Here is a 21934-nt window from a genome sequence, read left to right on the forward strand (position 1 = left end):
AGAACCGTCATGGCTTCCAGTACCGACGTGCGGCCGAAGATCACCTTGGCATGCGAGGTGTGCAAGCACCGTAACTACATCACCAAGAAGAACCGGCGTAACGACCCCGACCGGATGGAGCTGAAGAAGTTCTGCCGCAATTGCGGCAAGCACCAGTCCCATCGTGAGACACGGTAGCCACCCGTAAGCGGTAGACCAAGAGTGACTAGGTAGGTTCTACAGCCGTGGGGTTGACCACAGACATCGTCGGGATGCATTACCGCTACCCCGACTACTACGAGGTCGAGCGCGAGAAGGTCCGCGAGTACGCGATAGCCGTGCAAAACGAGGACACCTCGTACTTCGAGGAGGACGCGGCGGCCGAACTCGGCTATAAGGGGCTGCTGGCCCCGTTGACGTTTATCTGTGTATTCGGCTACAAGGCGCAATCGGCGTTTTTCAAGAGCGCCAACATCGCGGTTCAGGATGCGCAGATCGTGCAGGTCGACCAAGTGTTGAAATTCGCCAAGCCGATCGTGGCGGGCGACAAGCTGTACTGCGATGTTTACGTGGATTCGATGCGTGAGGCGCACGGCACCCAGATCATCGTGACCAAGAACATCATCACGAACGAAGCGGGTGACATCGTCCAGGAGACCTACACGACGCTGGCGGGCCGTGCCGGCGAGGATGGAGAAGAGGGATTTTCTGATGGCGCTGCGTGAGTTTAGTTCGGTCAAGGTGGGTGACCAGCTTCCGGAGAAGACCTACCCGCTGACCCGCCAAGATCTGGTGAACTACGCGGGGGTATCGGGTGACTTGAACCCGATCCACTGGGACGACGAGATCGCCAAGATTGTGGGGTTGGACACCGCGATCGCCCACGGCATGCTGACGATGGGTATAGGTGGCGGCTATGTCACGTCCTGGGTCGGCGACCCAGGTGCGGTCACCGAGTACAACGTGCGGTTCACCGCGGTGGTGCCGGTGCCCAACGACGGTAAAGGCGCCGAGCTGGTGTTCAGCGGCAGGGTGAAGTCGGTCGATCCGGACACCAAGTCGGTGACCATCGCGCTGTCGGCCACCACCGGTGGCAAGAAGATCTTCGGCCGGGCGATCGCGTCGGCGAAACTGGCGTAGGCGGGCGTGGTTTATGGCGCTGAAAACTGATATCCGCGGGATGGTCTGGAAGTACCCGGACTACTTCGTCGTGGGCCGTGAGCAGCTCCGCAGCTTCGCGAGTGCCATCAAATGCGAGCACCCGGCCTACTTCGAGGAGGACGCGGCGGCCGAACTCGGCTATGACAGCATCGTCGCGCCGCTGACCTTCGCCAGCATTCTCGCGAAATTGGTCCAAACCGACTTCTTCCGCAATGTCGACGTCGGCATGGAGACCATGCAGATCGTGCAGGTCGACCAGCGCTTTGTTTTCCACAAGCCGGTGCTTGCCGGGGACAAGCTGTGGGCCCAGATGCACGTCCATTCGGTGGACGAACGCTTTGGCGCCGACATCGTCGTCACCAAGAACAGCTGCACCAACGACGACGGTGAACTGGTCATGGAGGCTTACACCACGCTGATGGGTCAGCAGGGCGACAACTCCAGTCAGCTCAAATGGGACAAGGAATCCGGACAGGTCATCAGAAGCGCGTAATTGGTATCGGATTTCCTGCGCTGGAGTGGAATCGAGTACACTCGGACCTCGGGGTTTTCCCAACATCAGCGCGCTTTCCGCGAGTCGAACGAGCGGGGGCGCGCGTGTCATGTAAGCCCCGCGAAGGGGCGTAGCTCAACTGGCAGAGCAGCGGTCTCCAAAACCGCAGGTTGCAGGTTCAAGTCCTGTCGCCCCTGCTGACGGCGAAGACGTGTCATGGTGGACACTGGGAGGAGTGTCCGATCAGACTCGATTGGATCAGCACGGCTCGCGGGAACAGCTAGCGAACAAAGGAGCACGCGGTGAGCGACGAGGGCGACGCTGCCAACGACGCCGCCAGCGACGGCGGCGGAACCGAAGACGGTCGCGAGAGTGGCGGTCGGACGGCCGTGGTGACAAAACCTGCGACTCGGCCGCAGCGGCCCACCGGCAAACGGTCTCGGCAGCGAGCGACGGATGACGCGGACACGGGGGCCGGCGTCGAGGTCGAAGAATCGTCGACTGAGGCTGAGGTTGCTAAGGAAGGCAAAACCAAAAAGCCGAAGAAATCGGCGGGCCGCTCGGCTAACCCGATCATATTCATCTACAACTACCTCAAGCAGGTCGTTGCAGAGATGCGGAAGGTTATCTGGCCTAACCGCAAACAAATGCTCACTTACACCTCAGTTGTGCTGGCGTTTCTCGCCTTTATGGTGGCGCTGGTCGGCCTTGCTGATTTTGGCCTGGCCAAGCTGGTGCTGTTGGTGTTCGGCTGAGGCTCGACAGTGATGAGAGAGGACTGAAAACCGTGACTACCTTCGACGGTGACACGTCTGCGGGTGAGGCGGTCGACGTGCAAGAGGCCAGCGTCGACGAGGTCGCCGCGGCTGGCGTTCCCGTGGAGCCGGCTGCAGAGGTCGACCCGGCCGCCGCGCTCAAGGCAGAGCTGCGTAGCAAGCCGGGTGACTGGTATGTCATCCACTCCTACGCGGGGTACGAGAACAAGGTGAAAGCCAACCTCGAAACCCGGGTGCAAAACCTCGACGTCGGCGACTACATCTTCCAGGTGGAGGTGCCCACCGAAGAGGTCACCGAGATCAAGAATGGCCAACGCAAGCAGGTTAACCGCAAGGTGTTGCCTGGCTACATCCTGGTGCGGATGGATTTGACCGACGACTCGTGGGCCGCGGTGCGCAACACGCCGGGGGTCACCGGATTCGTCGGCGCAACGTCGCGTCCGTCGGCGCTCACGCTCGACGATGTGGTGAAGTTCCTGCTGCCGCCAGGGTCGGCGAAGAAGGCCGCCAAGGGTGCGGCCAGTACCGCCGCTGCCGCCGAGACGGGCGGGCTGGAACGCCCGGTTGTCGAGGTTGACTACGAGGTGGGCGAATCGGTAACGGTCATGGACGGACCGTTTGCGACGTTGCCGGCCACGATTAGCGAGGTCAACGCCGAGCAGCAGAAGCTCAAGGTGCTGGTTTCGATCTTCGGCCGCGAAACGCCGGTGGAGCTGACCTTCAGCCAAGTCTCCAAGATTTAGCCCGCAGGGCAACTAACTCAGGAAGGAACAACGAAACCCCATGGCCCCGAAGAAGAAAGTCGCCGGGCTGATCAAGCTTCAGATCCAGGCGGGGCAGGCCAATCCTGCGCCGCCGGTCGGTCCCGCGCTCGGCCAGCATGGCGTCAACATCATGGAGTTCTGCAAGGCGTACAACGCTGCCACCGAGAACCAGCGCGGCCAGGTCATCCCGGTGGAGATCACGGTCTACGAGGACCGCAGCTTCACGTTTGCGCTGAAGACACCGCCCGCCGCCAAGTTGCTCCTCAAGGCCGCCGGCGTGGGCAAGGGGTCGGCGGAGCCGCACAAGACCAAGGTCGCCAAGGTCAGCTGGGATCAAGTTCGTGAGATCGCCGAGACCAAGAAGGCGGACCTTAACGCCAACGACATCGACGCCGCCGCCAAGATCATCGCCGGTACCGCCCGTTCGATGGGCATCACCGTCGAATAGGTCTGCATAGATCTGCGTAGCTCCACCCCCGAACCCGTGGGAGGGCCAGCTTCGGCCCGCTTGATCACCACGACCCAACACCAGATTGGATATTTCAATGAGCAAGAACAGCAAGGCATATCGCGCCGCCGCCGAGAAGGTGGACCGCACCAACCTCTACACTCCGCTGCAGGCGGCCAAGCTCGCCAAAGAGACGTCGTCGACCAAGCAGGATGCGACCGTCGAGGTGGCGATCCGGCTGGGTGTCGACCCGCGCAAGGCAGACCAAATGGTCCGCGGCACGGTCAACCTGCCACACGGCACCGGTAAGACCGCCCGGGTCGCGGTGTTCGCCGTCGGCGAAAAAGCGGATGCTGCCCTCGCCGCGGGAGCTGATGTGGTTGGAAGCGACGATCTGATCGAGAAGATTCAGGGCGGCTGGCTGGAGTTCGACGCCGCGATCGCCACGCCCGATCAGATGGCCAAGGTCGGTCGTATCGCTCGGGTACTGGGTCCACGTGGCCTGATGCCCAACCCCAAGACCGGCACGGTCACCCCCGACGTCGCCAAGGCTGTGGCCGACATCAAGGGCGGCAAGATCAACTTCCGGGTGGACAAGCAGGCCAACTTGCACTTTGTGATCGGCAAGGCATCGTTCGATGAGAAGCGGCTGGCGGAGAACTACGGCGCCGCGCTTGACGAGGTGCTGCGGCTCAAGCCGTCGTCGTCGAAGGGCCGCTACCTGAAGAAGGTCACCGTGTCGACGACCATGGGACCCGGCATTCCGGTCGACCCGTCGATCACCCGGAATTTCGCCGAGGCCTAGGGCGCTACCCGCCGCACTCGGCGATGCGGCGCCGCAGAAAGGCGCGTCCCGGCTCGGATCCGCCTGCTTCCAACGCTATTCGGTACCAGGTGACGGCTTCGCTGGGCCGGCCCGCGCGGCGCAGCAGATCGGCGCGCACCGATGCGACGAGGCTGGAGTGGGCCAGCCGGGGATCATGCGCCACCTGCTCCAACGCGGCTAGGCCAGCGTCGGGGCCGTCGCGCAAGCCAATCGCCAGCGCGCGGTTGGCTCGCACCACCGGTGAATTTGTCAGCTGCAGCAGCCGGTCATAGGCCGTGCAGATGGTCCGCCAGTCGGTTTGGTCCCAGGACGGCGCCGTCGCGTGCAGCGCGGCGATCACCGCTTGCGGCAGATACGGGCCCGTCGCCCCCTGGGCCTGGCGCAAGCGGTCCAGGCCGCGGGTGATGCGGCCGCGATCCCACCGACGACGGTCCTGGTCCTCAAGCGAGACCAGCGCGCCGGCGTCATCCACCCGCGTTAGTCGTCGCGCATCATGCAGCAGCATCAGGGCTGTCAAAGCATGCGCCTCCAGCTCGGTCGGCATCAGCACGCACAGCTCGCCGGCCAGCCGAATCCCTTCGTCGCACAATTCGTCACGAATCGCCGACGGGCCCGCCGTTGACCAATAACCCTCGGTGAACACCGAGTAGATGCAACTGAGCACGTGCGGCGTGCGCTGAGGCAGCAGCTCGACAGGTGGCACCCGCAGCGGGATGTTGGCGTGCCGGATCTTGTTCTTGGCGCGGGTGATTCGCTGCCCGACCGCGGTATCAGTCTGCAGCAGCGCACGGGCGATCTCGGCGACGGTCAACCCAGACACCAACCGCAGCGTGAGCGCGAGTTGCGACTGGCGGTCCAGCGCCGGATGCGCGCAGGTGAACATCATCCGCAGCTCGTCGTCGCGGACCGGATGCGGGTCGCAGTGATCGGTACGTGCCCGGATATCGTCGACCACGGCGGCCAATTCCTTTCCCGGACGGACGGATTCGCGGCGCAGCCGATCCCGGGCGCGGTTACGTGCGACGGTCATCAGCCACCCGCCGGGGTGATCGGGCACGCCATCGCGGGGCCAGCTGCGAAGCGCCTCGGCGCAGGCTTCCTGGACGGCGTCCTCGGCGATGGTGAGGTCGCCGGACCACCGCGCGAGCGCGGCCACGGCGGGGCCCCACTCCCGCCGAAAGACGCCGTCCAGGTTGGTCATTCGCCGGGTCTACAGGCCCGAGACACCCGCTAGCTGCCGCAGCTGCACGGTTGAGGCGGGGATCATGGACGCGACCTTGACCGCCTCGTCGCGGTCACTCGCGCTAAGCACATAGAAGCCGTTGGCGACTTCAGCGCCCTCCACGTAAGGCCCGTCCGTTATCAAGAGCTCGCCGTCGCGCACCCGCACGGTGGTCGCCGTGGACGGCGGATACAGACCGGCGCCGGCCCTGATGTGACCACCGCCGATGGCGGCTGCGAACTTTTGGTGCTCAACCACCATCGCCTCCCAGTGCGGCGAGCCGGGCTGCACCGGACGGTCCGGCGGCTCCAGCAGCAGCGCGATCCAGTTGGTGCCCTCCAGCGGTTGCGTCGGGATCGTCCCGCCCGCCATCGGCCACACCTCCACGGCCCCAAAGGTGGCGACCGGGACGTCGCGCGCCAACGCGAGCGCCTCGTCGAGGTTTTCGGCCTCGAACACGTAGTAGCCGCAGGCCACCTCGGCCGCTTCGGCGAAGGGACCGTCGGTGACGGTTGGGGCATCCGGCCCGCCGGTGATCTGCACCCCAGTCGCCGTGGGCGTCAGCGCGTCGCCGGCTTTAATCGCCGAGCCGGCCTTGGCGTGGAAGCTCTCGAACGCGGCCATCGCGGCGGCCGCATCGTCGGGCGTGCGGTCCTGCTCTTTGCTGATCAACAAGGCGAAGTACTGCATGTGTCGTCACCTCCAGGTAGTGAGCGAAACCCGGTGTTCCACTCTCTACATGTTCGACGAACGACGCGCGGGCAATCCGACAGCCTAAGCGGCAGCACCCGGCTTGAGGTAGGTCACCAGGCTGCAGTCCAGCATCTCGTCGGCGAAGTAGTGCTCGCAGCCGCGTAGATACTTCATGTACCGGTTGTAGACCTCTTCGGAGGTGACTTCGATGGCCTTTGCCCTGTTGGACTCTAGGGTGTCACCCCAGATGCGCAGCGTCTTGATGTAGTGCGGCTGCAGCGACAGCGGTTCGGGGACGGTGAATCCCGCCTTCTCGCCGTGTTCAACCATCATCTTGGTCGATGGCAGCCGTCCACCCGGAAATATCTCGGTGATGATGAACTTGATGAAGCGAGCCGTTTCGAAGCTCAGCTTCTTACCCCTGGCAGCCATGTCGAAGGGGTGGTAGCTGACGCTGCTTTGCACGGTCATCCGACCGTCGGAGGGCATGATGGTGGAACACCGCTTGAAGAAGTCGTCGTAGTTCTCGTGCCCGAAATGCTCGAAGGCCTCGATCGACACGATCCGGTCGACGGGCTCGCTGAAATCCTCCCAGCCTTGCAGCCGCACTTGACGTGAACGGTTGCTGTCCAGAGCGGTCAGCACCTGCTCGCAGCGGGCGTGCTGATTCTTGGACAGCGTCAAGCCGATCACGTTGACGTCGTACTTCTCGACGGCGCGCCTCATGGTGGTGCCCCAACCGCAGCCGATGTCGAGCAGGGTCATGCCCGGCTTGAGGTCCAGCTTGTCCAGGTTGAGGTCGATCTTGGCGTACTGGGCTTCTTCGAGCGTGAGGCCTGGCGGCTCGAAATAGGCGCAGCTGTAGGTGCGGGTGGGGTCCTGGAACAGGGCGAAGAAATCGTCGGAGACGTCGTAGTGCGCCTGGATGTCTTCGGAGCGCGTCCTCGTCTTCGTCGGGCCAGTCGGTTGCTCAACCATTGTCGTCTTGGTCTCCTGGATGATGTTCACTGTCGAGGGTGTCGCTTACTTTTCCAGTGTGAACTGGTTGCAGTCGATGTAACCCATCCGGAATGCCTTCGCGCAGCCGGTCAGGTACTTCATGTACCGCTCGTACATTTCTTCGGACTGGATCGCGATGGCCTCATCCTTGCGCTTCTCGAGGGCCTCGGCCCACAGGTCAAGGGTCTTGGCGAAGTCCGGCTGCAGCGACTGGATGCGGGCTATCTTGAAGCCGACCTTGGTTGAGTGCTCCTCGACGGTCTCGATCATCGGCAGCCGGCCGCCCGGAAAGATGTCGGCGAGCATAAACTTAATGAACTTGGCGATCTCCATCGTCATAGGTATGCCGCGCTCCATGACCTGCTTGGGATGCAGCCCGGTGATCACGTGCAGCAGCATCACCCCGTCAGCGGGCAGCGCGTTGTAGGCGAACTTGAAGAAATCGTCGTAACGGTCAAAACCGAAGTGCTCTAACGCTTCGATGATGACGATCCGGTCCACCGGCTCGTCGAAGTCGGCCCAGTCGCACAGCAGTGCCCGTCGCGAGCGGTTCGAATCGATTTCGTCGAGCACCTGCTGGCAGTAAGCATGCTGGTTCTTGGACAAGGTCAACCCGACGACGTTGACGTCGTAGCGCTCGATGGCCCGCTTCATCACCGAGCCCCAGCCGCAGCCGATGTCGAGCAGGGTCATCCCTGGCTGCAGCCCCAGCTTGTCGAGTGTCAGATCGAGCTTGGCGACCTGCGCTTCGTGCAGGGTCATACCGTCGCGCGGAAAATATGCGCAACTGTAGGTGCGAGTCGGGTCCTGGAACAGTGCGAAGAATTCGTTCGAAAGGTCGTAGTGCGCCTGAACGTCGTCGACATTAGACTGCGTCCGCGTGGCGCCTGCTGGGGTGTCAGACATGTGTCCTCCTGGATGGACAGGCACCTTGACGAGGCGACCGTCGCCGGCCCCTTGCATGGAGCCCGGGATATCCTGTGAATTTGAAGTCGCTTGACTCTGCCATTCTCAATCGAGCTCCGCTCGATCGAGGTCCGTCAGATGCAGTCTGACCGACACGATCACTATTTCTCCAGGGTGAACTGGTTGAGATCGGTGTAGCCGGCGCGGAATAGCTTGGCGCAGCCGGTGAGGTACTTCATGTACCGCTCATAGACTTCTTCGGATTGAATCGCGATGGCCTCACTTCGGTTTCTCTCGAGCGCTTCGGCCCACAAGTCGAGGGTCCGGGCGTAATGCGGCTGCAGCGACTGGCGACGGGTCAGCCTGAAGCCAGCTTTGGGCGCACCCTCCTCCACCATTTCAATGGTCGGCACCCGGCCGCCCGGGAAAATTTCGGTGAAGATAAACCAGAAGAAGCGGATCACCTCAAGCGAAAGCGGCAAGCCGTTGTCGGTCATCTGCTGTTTGGTCAGCCCGGTGATCGTGTGCAACAGCATCACGCCGTCGGCAGGCAGGATGCTGTAGGCCGTCTCGAAGAAGTCGTCGTAGCGGTCGTGGCCGAAGTGCTCGAACGCGCCGATTGACACGATGCGATCGACGGGTTCACGGAACTGTTCCCAACCGCCGAGCACCACACGCTTGCTGCGCGGGCTGTCCATCTGGTCGAACAACTTCTGGACATGGGCGGCCTGGTTCTTTGACAACGTCAGGCCGATGACGTTCACGTCGTAGCGCTCGATGGCACGGCGCATGGTGGCGCCCCAGCCGCAGCCGATGTCCAGTAACGTCATGCCGGGTTGCAAGCCCAGCTTGCCCAGCGCCAAGTCGATCTTGGCGAACTGCGCCTCTTCCAGCGTCATGTCCTCGCGCTCGAAGTACGCGCAGCTGTAGGTCTGGGTGGCGTCCAGAAACAGGCGGAAGAAGTCGTCAGATAGATCGTAGTGCGCCTGCACATTGGCGAACTGTGGCGTCAATTCCCTGGCCATGACCTCGTGTGCCTTCCTGGGCCCGCATTGGCCCGTCGGTGCTCGGACGAAACGCACCGAAAATTTCCCCCCGGCTTGCTCGAGGCATGCTATCCGATGCCTGGCCGCATCACTAAACCGCGATCGAGTTTGCCCTAAAGACGGCGCCGCTACTTGGTCAGCGTGAATTGGGCCACGTTGATCAGCCCCCGCCGGAAGCGGTCCGCACACCCAGTCAAGTAGTGCATGAAGTTGTCGTAGATCTCTGCGGGCTGTACATCGAGGGCCCGCTCCCTGGCGGCCGCCAAGTTGGCTGCCCACATATCCAGGGTCCGTGCGTAATGTGGCTGCATTAGCTGGGTTTGCTCGACGGAGAACCCCGCGGCCTCGGCATTGTCGACAATGTCGGGTTCGGAAGGCAGTTCGCCGCCCGGGAAAATCGACTCGCGCAGGAATTTGAGGAACCGCAGGTCGCTCATCGTCAGCGGGATGCCTTGTTCGTGCAACCATCGCCGGTCATAGGTGAATAAGCTGTGCAACAGCATCCGGCCGTCGTCGGGGAGGATGTCATATGAGCGTTCGAAGAAGGCGGGATACCGCTCCTTCTTAAAGGCATCGAACGCCTCGAAGCTGACGATCCGGTCGACCTTCTCTTCGAACTCTTCCCAGCCTTGCAGCCGAGCCTCGGCATGCCGCTGCGTCGGGATCTCGGCGAGCCTGGCTTTGCTGCGCGCGCAATGGTTGCGGCTGAGGGTGAGGCCAATGACGTTGACGTCGTACTTCTGCACCGCCCGGACCAGCGCCCCGCCCCAGCCGCAACCCACGTCGAGCAACGTCATGCCGGGCGTGAGGTCCAGCTTGTCCAGGGCCAGGTCTAACTTTGCTAATTGGGCCTCTTCGAGGGTCATGTCGTCGCGCTCGAAATATGCGCAGGTGTACACCCAGGTGGGGTCGAGGAAGAGGGCGAAAAAGTCGTCCGAGATGTCGTATGCCGATTGCGACTCTTCGTAATACGGTCTCAGCTTGGCCATGTGAGACAACCTCCTGCGCCAACCGTACAGCTCGGCGAGTTGGTATGACCCTGTGGTTAGCGAGCCTTGGCGAAGTTGCTCATCAATACGCCGACCACCCGATCCCACAGCTGGTGCGGCAGATCATGGCCCATTCCGTCGAATAACACCAGTCGGGCGCCGGTGATGGCGCGGGCGACCGCACGGCCGCTGGAGGGTCGCACCAGTTTGTCGGCTCGGCCATGAATCACCACCGTCGGTGCGACTATGCGTTGGTTGTAGCGCAGCAGGCTACCGCTGCCCAGGATCGCGTTGAAGTGTCGACTGACACCCAACGGGTAGAAACTGCGGTCGTAGATCTCGGCAGCGTCGGCGCGGACCTGTTCCTCAGGCATGCGGTAGCGCGGACTGCCGGTGATTTTGGTGACCCGCACGACGTTGTCGACGACCACGTCGCGTGGTGACCCGGGCGGTGGGCCGGTGAGCAGCGTCAGCAGGGCACGCGGGGCGGGCGGCGGCAGAAAGGCGCGATTGTTGCTGGAGAAGATGATTGCTAGCGCCTTGGTGCGCGCGGGGAAACGTGCCGCGAAGATCTGGGCAATCATGCCGCCCATCGATGCCCCGACGATGTGGGCCCGCTCGATGTCGAGGTGGTCTAGCAGGGCGGCAGCGTCGTCGGCCATGTCCTCTAGCGTGTACGCGCACTCGTTGCGCCGGCCGAGCCAGAAGCGGAGCAGCCGTGCGGTCAGCGGCTGGCTGGGGCAGGGCTGCTCGGTCTTGCTGGAAAGCCCGACGTCGCGGTTGTCGTACCGAATGACTCGTAGACCCTGAGCGACGAGCTTTTCGCAGAAGGCGGTCCGCCACAGCACCAGTTGGGCGCCCAGCCCCATGATCAGCAGGACCGGCGGGTCATCGACGTCGCCCATGTCCTCGTAGTACAGCGTCAAGTCACCCTTGGGATGAACTACCGGGGCGTGACCGGTGCGGACTTCCACTAGACCTCCACGTCGGATTGATGCTCGCGGCTGACTTCGACCATAAAGTTCGCGAAGTACCCCGTCAGCTCCGGATCCGACATCATCTGCCATTTCGGCGCCAGCAGCTTCATATACCGCTCGACGTAGAGGAATTGCTTGCCGATCAGCACCAGCTCGCGGGGCAGCTTGACGTCGTAGGCGTCAGCCAGCGCCGACAGCTGCCGGCCGATATCGGCGTAGGACATGTCGCCAAGAGTCTTCATGCTCAGCGGCGTGGTGAAGCTTTCCAGGTCTTTAGCGGCCTGAGCCTCGGGTTTCACGGTGCCGACGGCGCCCATCAGCACCACGATTTTGCCGGCCGCGGCGTGGTCCTTCTTCACCAGCAGGGCATACACCAGCTCGCGCAGCAACCAACGGGTACGCGGATCGATGCGGCCCATGATCCCGAAGTCGAAGAACACGATGCGGCCTTGGTCGTCGACGTACAGGTTGCCCGCGTGCAAGTCGCCGTGGAACAGGCCGTGCCGCAACCCGCCCTCGAACACCGAGAACAGCAGCGCCTTGACCAGCTCGACGCCGTCGAAGCCCGACTTGCGGATGGCAGCCGCATTGTCGATGCGGATGCCGTGCACCCGCTCCATCGTCAACACCCGCTCTCCGGTGAACTCCCAGTGCACCTGCGGAACCCGGATGTTCTTGCCGAGCGGCGAGGCGTGCAGGTGGGAGATCCACGCCTCCATTGACTGCGCCTCGAGACGGAAGTTCAGCTCTTCGGCAAGGTTGTCGGAAAAGTCGGCGACGACATCTTGCGCCGACAGCCGACGGCCCAGCTTGGCCAGTTCGACTGCTTGCGCGAAGCGCTTCAGGATCTGCAGGTCGGCGGCGACCCGGCGGCGGATGCCGGGCCGCTGGATCTTGACGACGACCTGCTCGCCGCTGTGCAGCGTCGCATAGTGCACCTGGGCGATGGACGCCGACGCGAACGGCTCTTCGGAGAAGCTGGCGAACAGCGTGGACGGCTCGTCGCCGAGCTCCTCGACGAACAGCTTGTGCACCTCGTTCGTGTCGGCCGGCGGCACCCGGTCGAGCAGGCCGCGGAATTCGCGCGACAGCGACTCACCAAACGCGCCCGGGCTGGACGCGATGATCTGTCCGAACTTGACGTACGTCGGCCCGAGGTCGGCAAAGGTCTGCGGGATTTCCTTGATCACCTTGTGCTGCCACGGACCCTTGCCCGCCAGCTTGGTGGCGACGCGAGCGGCGGTGCGGGTGACTTGCCAACCGGTGGCGGCTACCCGGGCCGCCTCGACCGGCAACGGCACCCGGTCCAGCTTGACCACCTCGCGGCTTTTGGTGGAACTCATCTGTGCAGTGTGCCAAACCGGTGGTGTCAGGTCCCCCGGGGACGCCAGGGCGCCACCCACCCCGTGATCTCCCAGTTCTCCAGCCCGGCGATCAATTCGTACATGGTGGCGCCGTCGAGGTCGGCGGTGTCGACCAGCTGTAGTGTCGTCGCGTTCTGCGCTTCGAATGCGTGCAGCAGCCCGTCGAGTGTTTCGTCGGGGCCCATCACGTGCTGGTCGGCGAACTCCTTGGCGATCTCGCTGACCGGCCGCGGGTCTTTCGGCGGTGCAGCCGGAGCGGCGGCGACTCGTGCCATCCAGCTGCGTTGCATGCCGGTGGCATGCTTGACCAGCCCCCCGATCGACAGCGCGCTAACCGACGGCGTGGACCGGGCCTGTTCGTCGGTGAGGCCATAGGAGACCGCGAAGAACGCACTTTGGTGGAACGCCAGGAACTCGCGCAGGGCGCTGCGTTCGTCAGCCACGGGTGGGGCGAGGGCAGGCATTCTCAATCCTCCTGGTTGACGGTGCGCTGGACGGTTCAGGTCGGCCAGTTATGTGGTGACGTCTGACCTGATTCCGAGCGTAAGGTGCTGGCATGCAAGTGGCTTCGGCCGAGTCGACCGAACTGTTTGTTGGTCCGCCGGAGGTGCCAGTGCAGCTGGCACGCATCACCGTCACCGGGTGCACCGAGCCCACGCCAATCCGCATTGATGGTGACGGCCTGCACGGCGAGGCGATGGCCTTGGGGGCACAGGCCGGCGACGAGGTCGTCGAGGTTCCGGTCAGGGTTGTTCACCCGGTGGTCGGCCAGCGACGGGTTGCGCGGGCGCATGCCGACGGCGTCAGCAACACGTTCGAGTTCACCATCGCCGAGCCCGGGTGGACGATGTTCATGATCAGCCACTTCCACTACGACCCGGTGTGGTGGAACACGCAGGGCGGCTACACCAGCCGGTGGACCGAAGATCCGCCGGGTCGGGCCCGGCAGGTGAACGGCTTCGCGCTGGTGCAGGCGCATCTGGAGCTGGCCCGTCGGGAGCCGGAGTACAAGTTTGTGCTGGCTGAAGTGGATTACCTCAAGCCGTACTGGGACATGCATCCGCAGGACCGTGCCGACCTGCGCCGGTTTCTCGCCGAGGGCCGCGTCGAAGTGCTGGGCGGCACCTATAACGAACCCAATACCAACCTCATCGGTCCGGAGACGACCATTCGAAACCTGGTGCACGGCATAGGTTTTCAGCGTGACGTGTTGGGTGCTAACCCGGCCACCGCGTGGCAGCTCGACGTGTTCGGTCATAACCCGCAATTCCCCGGGATGGCCGCTGACGCCGGTCTGACGTCGAGTTCCTGGGCCCGAGGACCCCACCACCAATGGGGCCCGGCTCAAGGTGGCTCGCACGGCTCCCCAGGCCGTGGGGTCGACCGCATGCAGTTCTGCAGTGAGTTCGAGTGGATCGCGCCGTCGGGGCGAGGTTTGCTCACCCATTACATGCCGGCGCACTATTCGGCGGGCTGGTGGATGGACTCCTCGACCTCGTTGACCGAGGCCGAGGACGCCACCTATGCGCTGTTCGACCAGCTGAAGAAGGTCGCATTGACCCGCAACGTGTTGCTGCCAGTCGGTACCGACTACACGCCGCCGAACAAGTGGGTCACCGCAATCCACCGCGACTGGGGTGCGCGCTACACCTGGCCGCGGTTCGTGTGCGGGCTGCCGCGGGAGTTCTTCGCGGCGGTGCGCACCGAACTCGCCGAGCGCGGGTGTGCGCCGTCGCCGCAAACCCGGGACATGAACCCGATCTACACCGGCAAGGATGTGTCCTACATCGACGCCAAACAAGCCAACCGGGCCGCCGAGAACGCCGTCCTGCACGCCGAACGCTTCGCGGTGTTCGCCGCGCTGCTGGCCGGCGCCGACTATCCGCAGGCGGCGTTGGCTAAGGCGTGGGTGCAGTTGGCCTACGGCGCGCACCACGACGCCATCACCGGGTCGGAGTCCGATCAGGTCTACCTAGACCTGCTGACCGGCTGGCGTGACGCGTGGGAGCTGGGCCGCGCGGCCCGCGACAACTCCCTGGAACTGCTGTCCAGCGCGGTCGAGGTTCCGCAGAACTCCGTGGTGGTGTGGAACCCATTGACCCAGCAGCGCACCGACATCGTCACCGCCCGGTGCGATCCGCCGCTCGGCGCGGGGGTGCGCGTGTTCGACGCGGACGGTGCCGAACTGCCCGCACATGTCGAGCACGGCGGCAGGTCGATCAGCTGGCTGGCGCGCGACGTGCCCTCGCTGGGCTGGCGGGCCTATCGGCTGGTCCCCGCTGCCGAGCCGACAGGCTGGGAAGCGGTGCCGGGCTTGGATATTTGGGAGATTGCCAACGAGCATTACCGGCTGGCGGTTGACCCCGCGCGTGGTGGCGCGGTGTCTTCTCTGGTTGAGCTGGTTCATGATGGGCACCAGCTGATCGCGGACGAGCGGGTGGGCAACGAGCTGGTCGTCTACCAGGAATACCCGTCACATCCGACGCAGGGCGAAGGCCCGTGGCACCTGTTGCCCGCGGGGCCGATGGCCTGCTCATCGGAATCGTCCGCGCGGGTGCAGGCCTACCACGGGCCGTTGGGGCAGCGGCTGGTCGTGCATGGCCGGATCGGCGCGGTACTGCGCTACACCCAAACGCTTACCCTGTGGCGCGGCGTCGCCCGCGTGGACTGCCGCACCACCATCGACGAGTTCACCGGGGTCGACCTCCTGGTGCGACTGCGCTGGGCGTGTGCGGTGCCAGGCGCGATGCCGGTCAGTGAGGTGGGGGACGCTGTCGTCGGGCGCGGATTCGCGTTGCTACACCCGCTTTCTGGGGGACCCCGCTCGGTGGATACCGCCCAGCACCCGTGGACGCTGGATAACCCGGCCTACAGCTGGTTCGGCCTGTCTTCGGCGGTACGGGTCCGGGTCGGAAGTACGGCCATGCGGGCGGTATCGGTGGCCGAGGTGGTGTCGCCGGCCGAGACGATATCTGGCCCACTGGCGCGCGAGCTGATGATCGCGTTGGTCCGCCAGGGTGTCACGGCCACCTGCAGCAGTGCCGATAAGCCGCGCTACGGCGACCTCGACGTCGACTCGAATCTGCCCGACGTACGGATTGCGCTGGGCGGGCCCACCCGCAACCCTTTCACCAGGGCTGTACTCGCTGAGGCCGACCCGGCGTACCGCGCCGAACTCGACCGGCAGCTGGCCGAGACGGGCCGGGCCCGCGTGTGGGTGCCCGCCGCGACGCCGTTGGCACAGGTGTGGGAACCTGGCGCCGACCTGCGTGGCGTCCAGACGCTGCCGGTGCTGGTGCTCGCCGGCTCCGACGACGACGGCCTGAGCGCCGAGATCGCCTCGGTCGCCGACGATCTCGCCGACGCTGAGATCCTGGTTACGCAAGCTGACCAGCAGGCTCCACCGGACATGGACCCCTTCGACGACCGCACCGTCGCGCTCTTCAACCGCGGGGTGCCGAGCTTCGCCGTCGACCCGCAGGGCACCCTGCACACCGCATTAATGCGTTCCTGCAGCGGCTGGCCCTCCGGCGTCTGGATCGACGAACCGCGCCGCACCGCCCCGGACGGGTCAAACTTCCAACTCCAACATTGGACCCACGTCTTCGACTACGCGCTGGCCTGCGGCGCCGGCGACTGGCGGCGCGCCGAGATCCCGGCGCGCAGCGCGCAGTTCTCCCACCCGCTGCTCGCCGTGTCGGCGACACGGCGACGGGGCCGGCTGGCACCGGTCGGCTCGCTGCTGCACGTCGACCCGCCCCAGTCGGTGCAGCTGGGCGCCCTCAAAGCGGCGGGCAACCCGCTGGCCGGCGGCAGTGCCCAGCCGGTCGACCCCGGGGCGGTGGCGGTGCGGCTGGTGGAAACGACCGGGGCCAGCACCCGCGTCGCTATCGGCTCGGAGCTCGGGACGGTACGCGCGCTCCAGCTGGCCGACCTGCTGGAGAAACCGCTGCACCAACTGAAACACCGCACCCGTGCGGTCGACCTGCACGGCTACCAGGTTGCCACCGTGCTGGCCCGGCTCGAGATGCCCAGGGTGCTCACAGAGGCGCCCGATCTGGCCCCGCAGGCCGAGACTGCTCAGCCGCTCTACGCGCGTTATTGGCTGCACAATCGCGGGCCCGCACCGCTGGGCGGGCTGCCGGCCGTCGCCTACCTGCACCCGCAGTCGCTGCCGGCCGAGCCAGGCAGCGACGTGGTGCTGCGGCTCACCGCGGCCAGCGACTGCACCGATGTCGCGTTGGACGGCACGGTGGCAGTGCTATGTCCGCAGGGTTGGGCGGCCACACCTGCGCAGCTGCCGTTCACGCTGGGTAGCGGCGAGCACCAGGGGGCTGACGTTGCGCTGAGGATTCCGGCCGGCGCACGACCGGGGCGCTATCCGATACGGGCCCAGCTGCGCGTCAGCGGGGATCGAATCCCGGCCGCCTGGGGTCAGGTCGTCGAGGACGTGTGCGTGGTGGAGCTTGGTGTAGGCAGCAACGAGGAGCTGGCGTACCTGGTTGACGGGCCCGCCGACGTCGCTCTCGCGGCCGGCGAGTCGGCCCGGCTGGTTGTCACGGTCGGCACCCATGCCCGGGCCGACTTGGCGGTGGAGGCGCATCTGATCAGCCCCTGGGGCACCTGGGAGTGGATCGGCCCGGCCGCGGTCGGCGCCATCTTGCCCGCCGACAGCACCGTTGAGGTCGGCTTCGACGTGACCCCGCCGGCGTGGCTGGAACCCGGTCAGTGGTGGGCCCTGGTCCGGGTCGGCTGCGCCGGCCGGCTGATCTACTCCCCGGCGGTGCAGGTGACCGTGACATGAGCAGACCCACCGGCACTGAGCGACCCATGCTCACACTCTGCCTCGACATTGGCGGCACGAAGATCGCCGCCGGTCTGGCCGACCCCGGTGGCGTGTTGGTACACACCGCCACCCGTCGTACCCCGGCTGATGGCGGAGCGACACAGGTCTGGGCCGCGGTCGCCGCCATGATCGCCGACATGGTGCGCGCGGCCGACGGTGCGGTGTCCGCGGTGGGTATCGCTTCGGCCGGCCCCATCGACCTACCCAGCGGAACCGTCAGCCCGATCAACATTGGTTGCTGGCGCGGCTTCCCGCTGCGCGACAAGGTCGCCGCGGCGGTGCCTGGCGTTCCAGTACAGCTCGGCGGCGACGGCGTGTGCATGGCGCTCGGTGAGCACTGGCGCGGAGCCGGACGGGGCGCACGCTTCCTGCTGGGCATGGTGGTGTCCACCGGCGTCGGTGGCGGCTTGGTGCTCGACGGTGCTCCCTATGCCGGCCGCACCGGCAATGCTGGTCACGTCGGTCACGTCGTGGTCGAACCCTATGGCCGCCGATGCACATGCGGTGGCCGCGGCTGCGTCGAGACCATCGCTGCCGGCCCGTCGTTGGCGCGGTGGGCTCGCGCCAACGGCTGGTCTGCGGCCCCCGGCGCCGGCGCCAGGGAGCTGGCCGATGCGGCGGCGGCCGGGAATGAGGTGGCGGTGCGGGCGTTCCACCGCGGCGCCGCCGCGCTAGCCAGAACGATCGCCTCGGTGGCGGCGGTGTGCGATCTAGACCTCGTCGTGCTCGGCGGCGGCGTCGCTAAATCCGGTCGGTTGCTGTTCGACCCGCTGCGCGCGGCGTTGGCCGACTACGCCCGGCTGGATTTCGTGGCTGGGTTGCAGGTGGTGCCGGCCGAGCTCGGTGGCGAGGCCGGTCTGGTCGGTGCCGCCAGGCTCGCGGGGCTGCGCGAACGTTTTGGCTGATGCCGTGGCATCGCGCTATGGTGGTTGCCGATCCACCGAAGACCGTCGGTCACCGAAGAATCGGTTGAAGGTCCGGGAACATCCCGGGCGGCCCACGTAGGAGGACGAGGCATCACCGCCGGCGTACACCGGCGTATTTCAACGCCCCGGCCGCTTCCTGCGCCGGGGCGTTCGTCGTTCCCAGGTGGTCGTAGACACCAAGTCGCAACCCGACTTTCACCTCAGGAGGTATGCATGGCCAGGGCTGACAAGGCCACCGCCGTTGCAGACATCGCAGAGCAGTTCAAGGCTGCGACGGCAGCCGTGATTACCGAATACCGCGGCTTGACGGTGGCCAACCTGGCCGAGCTGCGCCGGTCTCTGACGGGCTCGGCCAGCTACGCGGTGGCCAAGAACACGCTCATTAAGCGGGCAGCTTCCGAAGCCGGCATCGAGGGTCTCGACGAGCTCTTCGCCGGCCCGACGGCGATCGCGTTCGTCACCGGTGAGCCGGTCGACGCCGCCAAGGCCATCAAGACGTTCGCCAAGGAACACAAGGCGCTGGTGATCAAGGGCGGCTACATGGACGGCCACCCGTTGACCGTCGCCGAAGTCGAGCGCATCGCCGACCTGGAGTCCCGTGAGGTGTTGCTCGCCAAACTGGCCGGCGCGATGAAGGGCAACCTCGCCAAGGCGGCCGGACTGTTTAACGCGCCGGCCTCGCAGATGGCAAGGCTCGCCGCCGCACTGCAGGAAAAGAAGGCCTTAGAGCCAGCTTCAGCACCAGCTTCAGCACCGGCTGCAGCCGAATAACCAAGCACCAGAAATCAAGGAAGGACCCCCACCATGTCAAAGCTCTCTAGCGACGAACTGCTCGACGCGTTCAAGGAAATGACCCTGTTGGAGCTCTCGGACTTCGTTAAGAAGTTCGAGGAGACCTTCGAGGTCACCGCGGCCGCTCCGGTCGCTGTTGCCGCTGCTGGTGCACCCGCGGCCGCGGCCGGCGAGGCCGCCGAGGAGCAGTCCGAGTTCGACGTCATCCTCGAAAGCGCTGGCGACAAGAAGATCGGCGTCATCAAGGTTGTCCGCGAGATCGTCTCCGGCCTGGGCCTTAAGGAGGCTAAGGACCTGGTCGACGGCGCGCCCAAGCCGCTGCTGGAGAAGGTCGCCAAGGAGGCCGCCGACGACGCCAAGGCCAAGCTTGAGGCCGCCGGCGCCACCGTCAGCGTCAAGTAGGTCAATTCGCGAAAACCCCCGGGACCCGCGCAGGGCCCGGGGGTTTCGTGTGCTCAGCCCGCGTCAGCCGCCGAACGCAGCGACTCTTGCACACGCTCTGGTGAATCCCCTAAAGCGACAAGCAGATTCGAGGTCATCGTGCCAAGCACCGGCTCGACGGCCGCGCCGTCGTTGCCGTAGTACCCGGCCAGCTCCAACATCACAAACCCGTGTATCAGCGCCCAAAATTGGGCGGCTGTGGCTACGACCGCTGTGTCGTCAGCTGCCGACCCCACAGCACCCGCGCTGATCCGGCCCGCCTGCATCGACCGGCGTACCGCCCGCACCAGGTGGGCGAAGGCGGGATAGTGCTGCTCGATCTCAGCGACCGGCTGGGTCAAGACGTTGTGCGCCGGCGCGTTGATGCCGTGTGCGCTGGTGCTGCCGAACATCAGGCGATACATGTGTGGCCGCTCGATGGCATAGCGGCGGTAAGCAGAGCCCATGGCGAACAGGTCGGCGACCGGGTCGGTAGTTTGCGGCACCGTCAGCGCGGCGTCGAACTGGCGCAACCCCTCCTCGGCGACTTCGGCGATAAGCGCGCGCATGCCACCAAAATGGGTGTACACCGCCATCGTCGAGGTGCCGGCGGCGCCGGCCACCTTGCGGGTCTGCAGCGCATCGGGCCCATGGTCGTTGAGCAGCCCGACGGCAGCGTGCAGCATCCCATCACGAACCTTGCGCCCGGTCTCCGAAGCCATCCTTGCCCTCATCTCATCGGCGGCGTACCGTTTCTATAACACTGTAATATCAATGTTATAGGAGTTCAGTCATGACTTCCGGGCAAATCGTCGAATCCCAGAACCCGTACCTCGACGGCTTCCTGGCGCCGGTTTCCACCGAAGTGACCGCGACCGACCTGCAGGTCACCGGGCGTATTCCAGGGCATCTGGACGGGCGCTACCTCCGCAACGGACCCAATCCGGCCGCCGAGGTCGACCCGGCGTCGTATCACTGGTTCACCGGCGACGGCATGGTGCACGGGGTAGCTCTGCGCGACGGGAAAGCCTGCTGGTACCGCAACCGCTGGGTCCGCAGCCCGGCCGTCTGCGCCACCCTCGGTGAGCGGCTGCCCGGCCGGCTCGACCCGCGGGCGGGCATGCTGGGCCTCGGTGCCAACACCAACGTGCTGGCCCACGGCGGAAAGACCCTGGCGCTCGTCGAAGGCGGTGTCGCCAACTACGAACTCACCGCCGACCTGGACACCGTCGGGACCTGCGACTTCGACGGCACCCTGGCCGGCGGCTACACCGCACATCCGCACCGTGATCCGCGAACCGGCGAATTGCACGCGGTGTCCTACTCATTCGCGCGCGGGCGGACCGTGCAGTACTCGGTCATCGACATCCACGGCCGCGCGCGCCGGACGGTCGACATCGGGGTGTCGGGGTCGCCGATGATGCATGACTTTTCGCTGACCGACAAGTACGTGGTGATCTACGACCTGCCGGTGACATTCGACCCGGTACCGGTGTTGCGCGCGGCTGTGCCGAGCTGGCTGCAACTGCCCGCCCGGCTGGTGATGCAGTCGGTGATCGGACGGGTCCGGATTCCCAGCCCGATCGCGGCGCTAGTCAACCGCGACACCCGTCGTGCAGTCGGCCTCCCGTACGCGTGGAACCCTGACTATCCGGCACGCATCGGCGTCATGCCCCGCGAGGGCCGCGGGAGCAACGCGGGCAAGGATGCCATTCGCTGGTTCGACATCGAGCCCTGCTACGTCTACCACCCGCTCAACGCCTACTCCGAAGCTCGGGCGGGGGCCGAGGTGCTGGTGCTTGACGTGGTGCGCTACCCACGGATGTTCGACCGCGACCGGCGCGGGCCCGGCGAGAGCTTGCCCACCTTGGACCGCTGGACGATCAACCTGACGACCGGCGCGGTCGGCACCGAGTGCCGCGACGATCGGTCGCAGGAGTTTCCCCGGATCAACGAGAACCTCACCGGCGGGCGGCATCGATTCGGCTACACCGTCGGCGTCGACGGCGGATTCGTCGCGGCGGACCAGATGTCGACGTTCCTCTACAAGCACGACTACGCGAGCGGATCCAGGGAGGTCGCGGTGCTCGACCCCGACCTGCTCATTGGCGAAATGTCGTTCGTGCCGAACCCGGGTGCTGCCGCCGAAGACGACGGCGTCCTGATGGGCTTGGGGCAGCACCGCGGCCGTGATGAAAGCCAGTTGCTGTTGTTGGATGCCCAGACCCTCGAGTCGGTGGCCACGGTGCATCTGCCCCAGCGGATACCAATGGGTTTTCACGGCAATTGGGCGCCGAGTGCCTGACT

The 21934-nt window shown here is 65.3% G+C and carries 23 protein-coding genes and 1 tRNA gene; 14 read left to right on the forward strand and 10 right to left on the reverse strand.

Going from position 1 to position 21934, the window contains the following annotated elements; all coding sequences use genetic code 11:
• Positions 1–9: 9 nt before the first annotated feature.
• The 9 genes from rpmG to rplA all read left to right on the forward strand — a co-directional run bounded on the left by rpmG (position 10) and on the right by rplA (position 4426).
• Positions 10–177 (forward strand): 50S ribosomal protein L33, encoded by a 168-nt coding sequence (rpmG, locus tag B586_RS03330; protein ID WP_047313569.1) that lies wholly within the window; start codon positions 10–12, stop codon positions 175–177.
• A 47-nt stretch (positions 178–224) separates the two neighbouring features.
• Entirely contained in the window at positions 225–704 is a 480-nt protein-coding gene (gene hadA, locus B586_RS03335; protein ID WP_054880687.1) for a (3R)-hydroxyacyl-ACP dehydratase subunit HadA, read from the forward strand.
• Positions 691–1119: a (3R)-hydroxyacyl-ACP dehydratase subunit HadB gene (gene hadB, locus B586_RS03340; protein ID WP_047313567.1), complete on the forward strand. Its 429-nt coding sequence runs from the start codon at positions 691–693 to the stop codon at positions 1117–1119. The genes hadA and hadB overlap by 14 nt, the downstream gene beginning before the upstream one ends.
• Before the next feature lie 13 nt (positions 1120–1132).
• Positions 1133–1633, forward strand: a complete 501-nt coding sequence (gene hadC, locus B586_RS03345; protein ID WP_054880686.1) for a (3R)-hydroxyacyl-ACP dehydratase subunit HadC — start codon at positions 1133–1135, stop codon at positions 1631–1633.
• A 124-nt stretch (positions 1634–1757) separates the two neighbouring features.
• Positions 1758–1830 (forward strand) — tRNA-Trp (locus B586_RS03350).
• Between the two features lie 105 nt (positions 1831–1935).
• Positions 1936–2388 carry a preprotein translocase subunit SecE gene (gene secE / locus B586_RS03355; RefSeq protein ID WP_054880685.1) on the forward strand — a complete coding sequence of 151 codons (453 nt, stop codon included), beginning with the start codon at positions 1936–1938 and terminating at the stop codon, positions 2386–2388.
• Between the two features lie 32 nt (positions 2389–2420).
• Entirely contained in the window at positions 2421–3152 is a 732-nt protein-coding gene (nusG, locus tag B586_RS03360) for a transcription termination/antitermination protein NusG (RefSeq protein ID WP_047313564.1), read from the forward strand.
• A 40-nt stretch (positions 3153–3192) separates the two neighbouring features.
• Positions 3193–3621, forward strand: a complete 429-nt coding sequence (gene rplK, locus B586_RS03365) for a 50S ribosomal protein L11 (protein ID WP_047313563.1) — start codon at positions 3193–3195, stop codon at positions 3619–3621.
• A 97-nt stretch (positions 3622–3718) separates the two neighbouring features.
• A complete protein-coding gene (gene rplA, locus B586_RS03370) occupies positions 3719–4426 on the forward strand; it encodes a 50S ribosomal protein L1 (RefSeq protein WP_047313562.1) in 708 nt (235 codons plus the stop codon).
• Between the two features lie 4 nt (positions 4427–4430).
• Here the strand turns inward: rplA and B586_RS03375 are convergent, their stop codons facing one another.
• The 9 genes from B586_RS03375 to B586_RS03415 all read right to left on the reverse strand — a co-directional run bounded on the left by B586_RS03375 (position 4431) and on the right by B586_RS03415 (position 13086).
• Positions 4431–5648: an RNA polymerase sigma factor gene (locus tag B586_RS03375; protein ID WP_054880684.1), complete on the reverse strand. Its 1218-nt coding sequence runs from the start codon at positions 5646–5648 to the stop codon at positions 4431–4433.
• A gap of 9 nt (positions 5649–5657) precedes the next feature.
• Entirely contained in the window at positions 5658–6359 is a 702-nt protein-coding gene (locus B586_RS03380) for a YciI family protein (RefSeq protein ID WP_047313560.1), read from the reverse strand.
• 84 nt (positions 6360–6443) lie between these two features.
• Positions 6444–7340 (reverse strand): hydroxymycolate synthase MmaA4, encoded by an 897-nt coding sequence (gene mmaA4, locus B586_RS03385; RefSeq protein ID WP_054881091.1) that lies wholly within the window; start codon positions 7338–7340, stop codon positions 6444–6446.
• A 45-nt stretch (positions 7341–7385) separates the two neighbouring features.
• Positions 7386–8267, reverse strand: coding sequence for a methoxy mycolic acid synthase MmaA3 (mmaA3, locus tag B586_RS03390; protein ID WP_054880683.1), 882 nt, complete (start codon positions 8265–8267; stop codon positions 7386–7388).
• Positions 8268–8428: 161 nt separating this feature from the next.
• Complete coding sequence (mmaA2, locus tag B586_RS03395) at positions 8429–9292, reverse strand: cyclopropane mycolic acid synthase MmaA2 (protein WP_054880682.1); 864 nt, start codon at positions 9290–9292, stop codon at positions 8429–8431.
• A gap of 149 nt (positions 9293–9441) precedes the next feature.
• Positions 9442–10302 carry a mycolic acid methyltransferase MmaA1 gene (gene mmaA1, locus B586_RS03400; RefSeq protein ID WP_054880681.1) on the reverse strand — a complete coding sequence of 287 codons (861 nt, stop codon included), beginning with the start codon at positions 10300–10302 and terminating at the stop codon, positions 9442–9444.
• Between the two features lie 56 nt (positions 10303–10358).
• Positions 10359–11207, reverse strand: a complete 849-nt coding sequence (locus tag B586_RS03405; RefSeq protein WP_418001132.1) for an alpha/beta fold hydrolase — start codon at positions 11205–11207, stop codon at positions 10359–10361.
• Between the two features lie 68 nt (positions 11208–11275).
• Complete coding sequence (locus tag B586_RS03410; RefSeq protein WP_047313778.1) at positions 11276–12622, reverse strand: ABC1 kinase family protein; 1347 nt, start codon at positions 12620–12622, stop codon at positions 11276–11278.
• A gap of 26 nt (positions 12623–12648) precedes the next feature.
• Complete coding sequence (locus tag B586_RS03415; RefSeq protein ID WP_054880679.1) at positions 12649–13086, reverse strand: mycothiol transferase; 438 nt, start codon at positions 13084–13086, stop codon at positions 12649–12651.
• A 113-nt stretch (positions 13087–13199) separates the two neighbouring features.
• Between B586_RS03415 and B586_RS03420 the strand changes: the two genes are divergently transcribed.
• The 4 genes from B586_RS03420 to rplL all read left to right on the forward strand — a co-directional run bounded on the left by B586_RS03420 (position 13200) and on the right by rplL (position 19609).
• The gene (locus B586_RS03420; RefSeq protein ID WP_054880678.1) at positions 13200–17447 is read left to right on the forward strand and encodes a glycoside hydrolase family 38 N-terminal domain-containing protein; all 4248 of its coding nucleotides are present in this window, start codon (positions 13200–13202) and stop codon (positions 17445–17447) included.
• 26 nt (positions 17448–17473) lie between these two features.
• A complete protein-coding gene (locus tag B586_RS03425) occupies positions 17474–18394 on the forward strand; it encodes an ROK family protein (protein WP_054881090.1) in 921 nt (306 codons plus the stop codon).
• Positions 18395–18628: 234 nt separating this feature from the next.
• A complete protein-coding gene (gene rplJ / locus B586_RS03430; protein ID WP_054880677.1) occupies positions 18629–19186 on the forward strand; it encodes a 50S ribosomal protein L10 in 558 nt (185 codons plus the stop codon).
• Positions 19187–19219: 33 nt separating this feature from the next.
• Positions 19220–19609: a 50S ribosomal protein L7/L12 gene (gene rplL / locus B586_RS03435; protein WP_047313552.1), complete on the forward strand. Its 390-nt coding sequence runs from the start codon at positions 19220–19222 to the stop codon at positions 19607–19609.
• Between the two features lie 53 nt (positions 19610–19662).
• Here the strand turns inward: rplL and B586_RS03440 are convergent, their stop codons facing one another.
• Entirely contained in the window at positions 19663–20349 is a 687-nt protein-coding gene (locus tag B586_RS03440) for a TetR/AcrR family transcriptional regulator (RefSeq protein ID WP_047313551.1), read from the reverse strand.
• Between the two features lie 71 nt (positions 20350–20420).
• Here B586_RS03440 and B586_RS03445 point away from each other — a divergent pair, with 71 nt between their 5' ends.
• Entirely contained in the window at positions 20421–21932 is a 1512-nt protein-coding gene (locus B586_RS03445) for a carotenoid oxygenase family protein (RefSeq protein WP_054880676.1), read from the forward strand.
• The last annotated feature ends 2 nt before the right edge of the window (positions 21933–21934 follow it).

The organism is Mycobacterium haemophilum DSM 44634, from assembly GCF_000340435.2.
Classification (GTDB): domain Bacteria; phylum Actinomycetota; class Actinomycetes; order Mycobacteriales; family Mycobacteriaceae; genus Mycobacterium; species Mycobacterium haemophilum.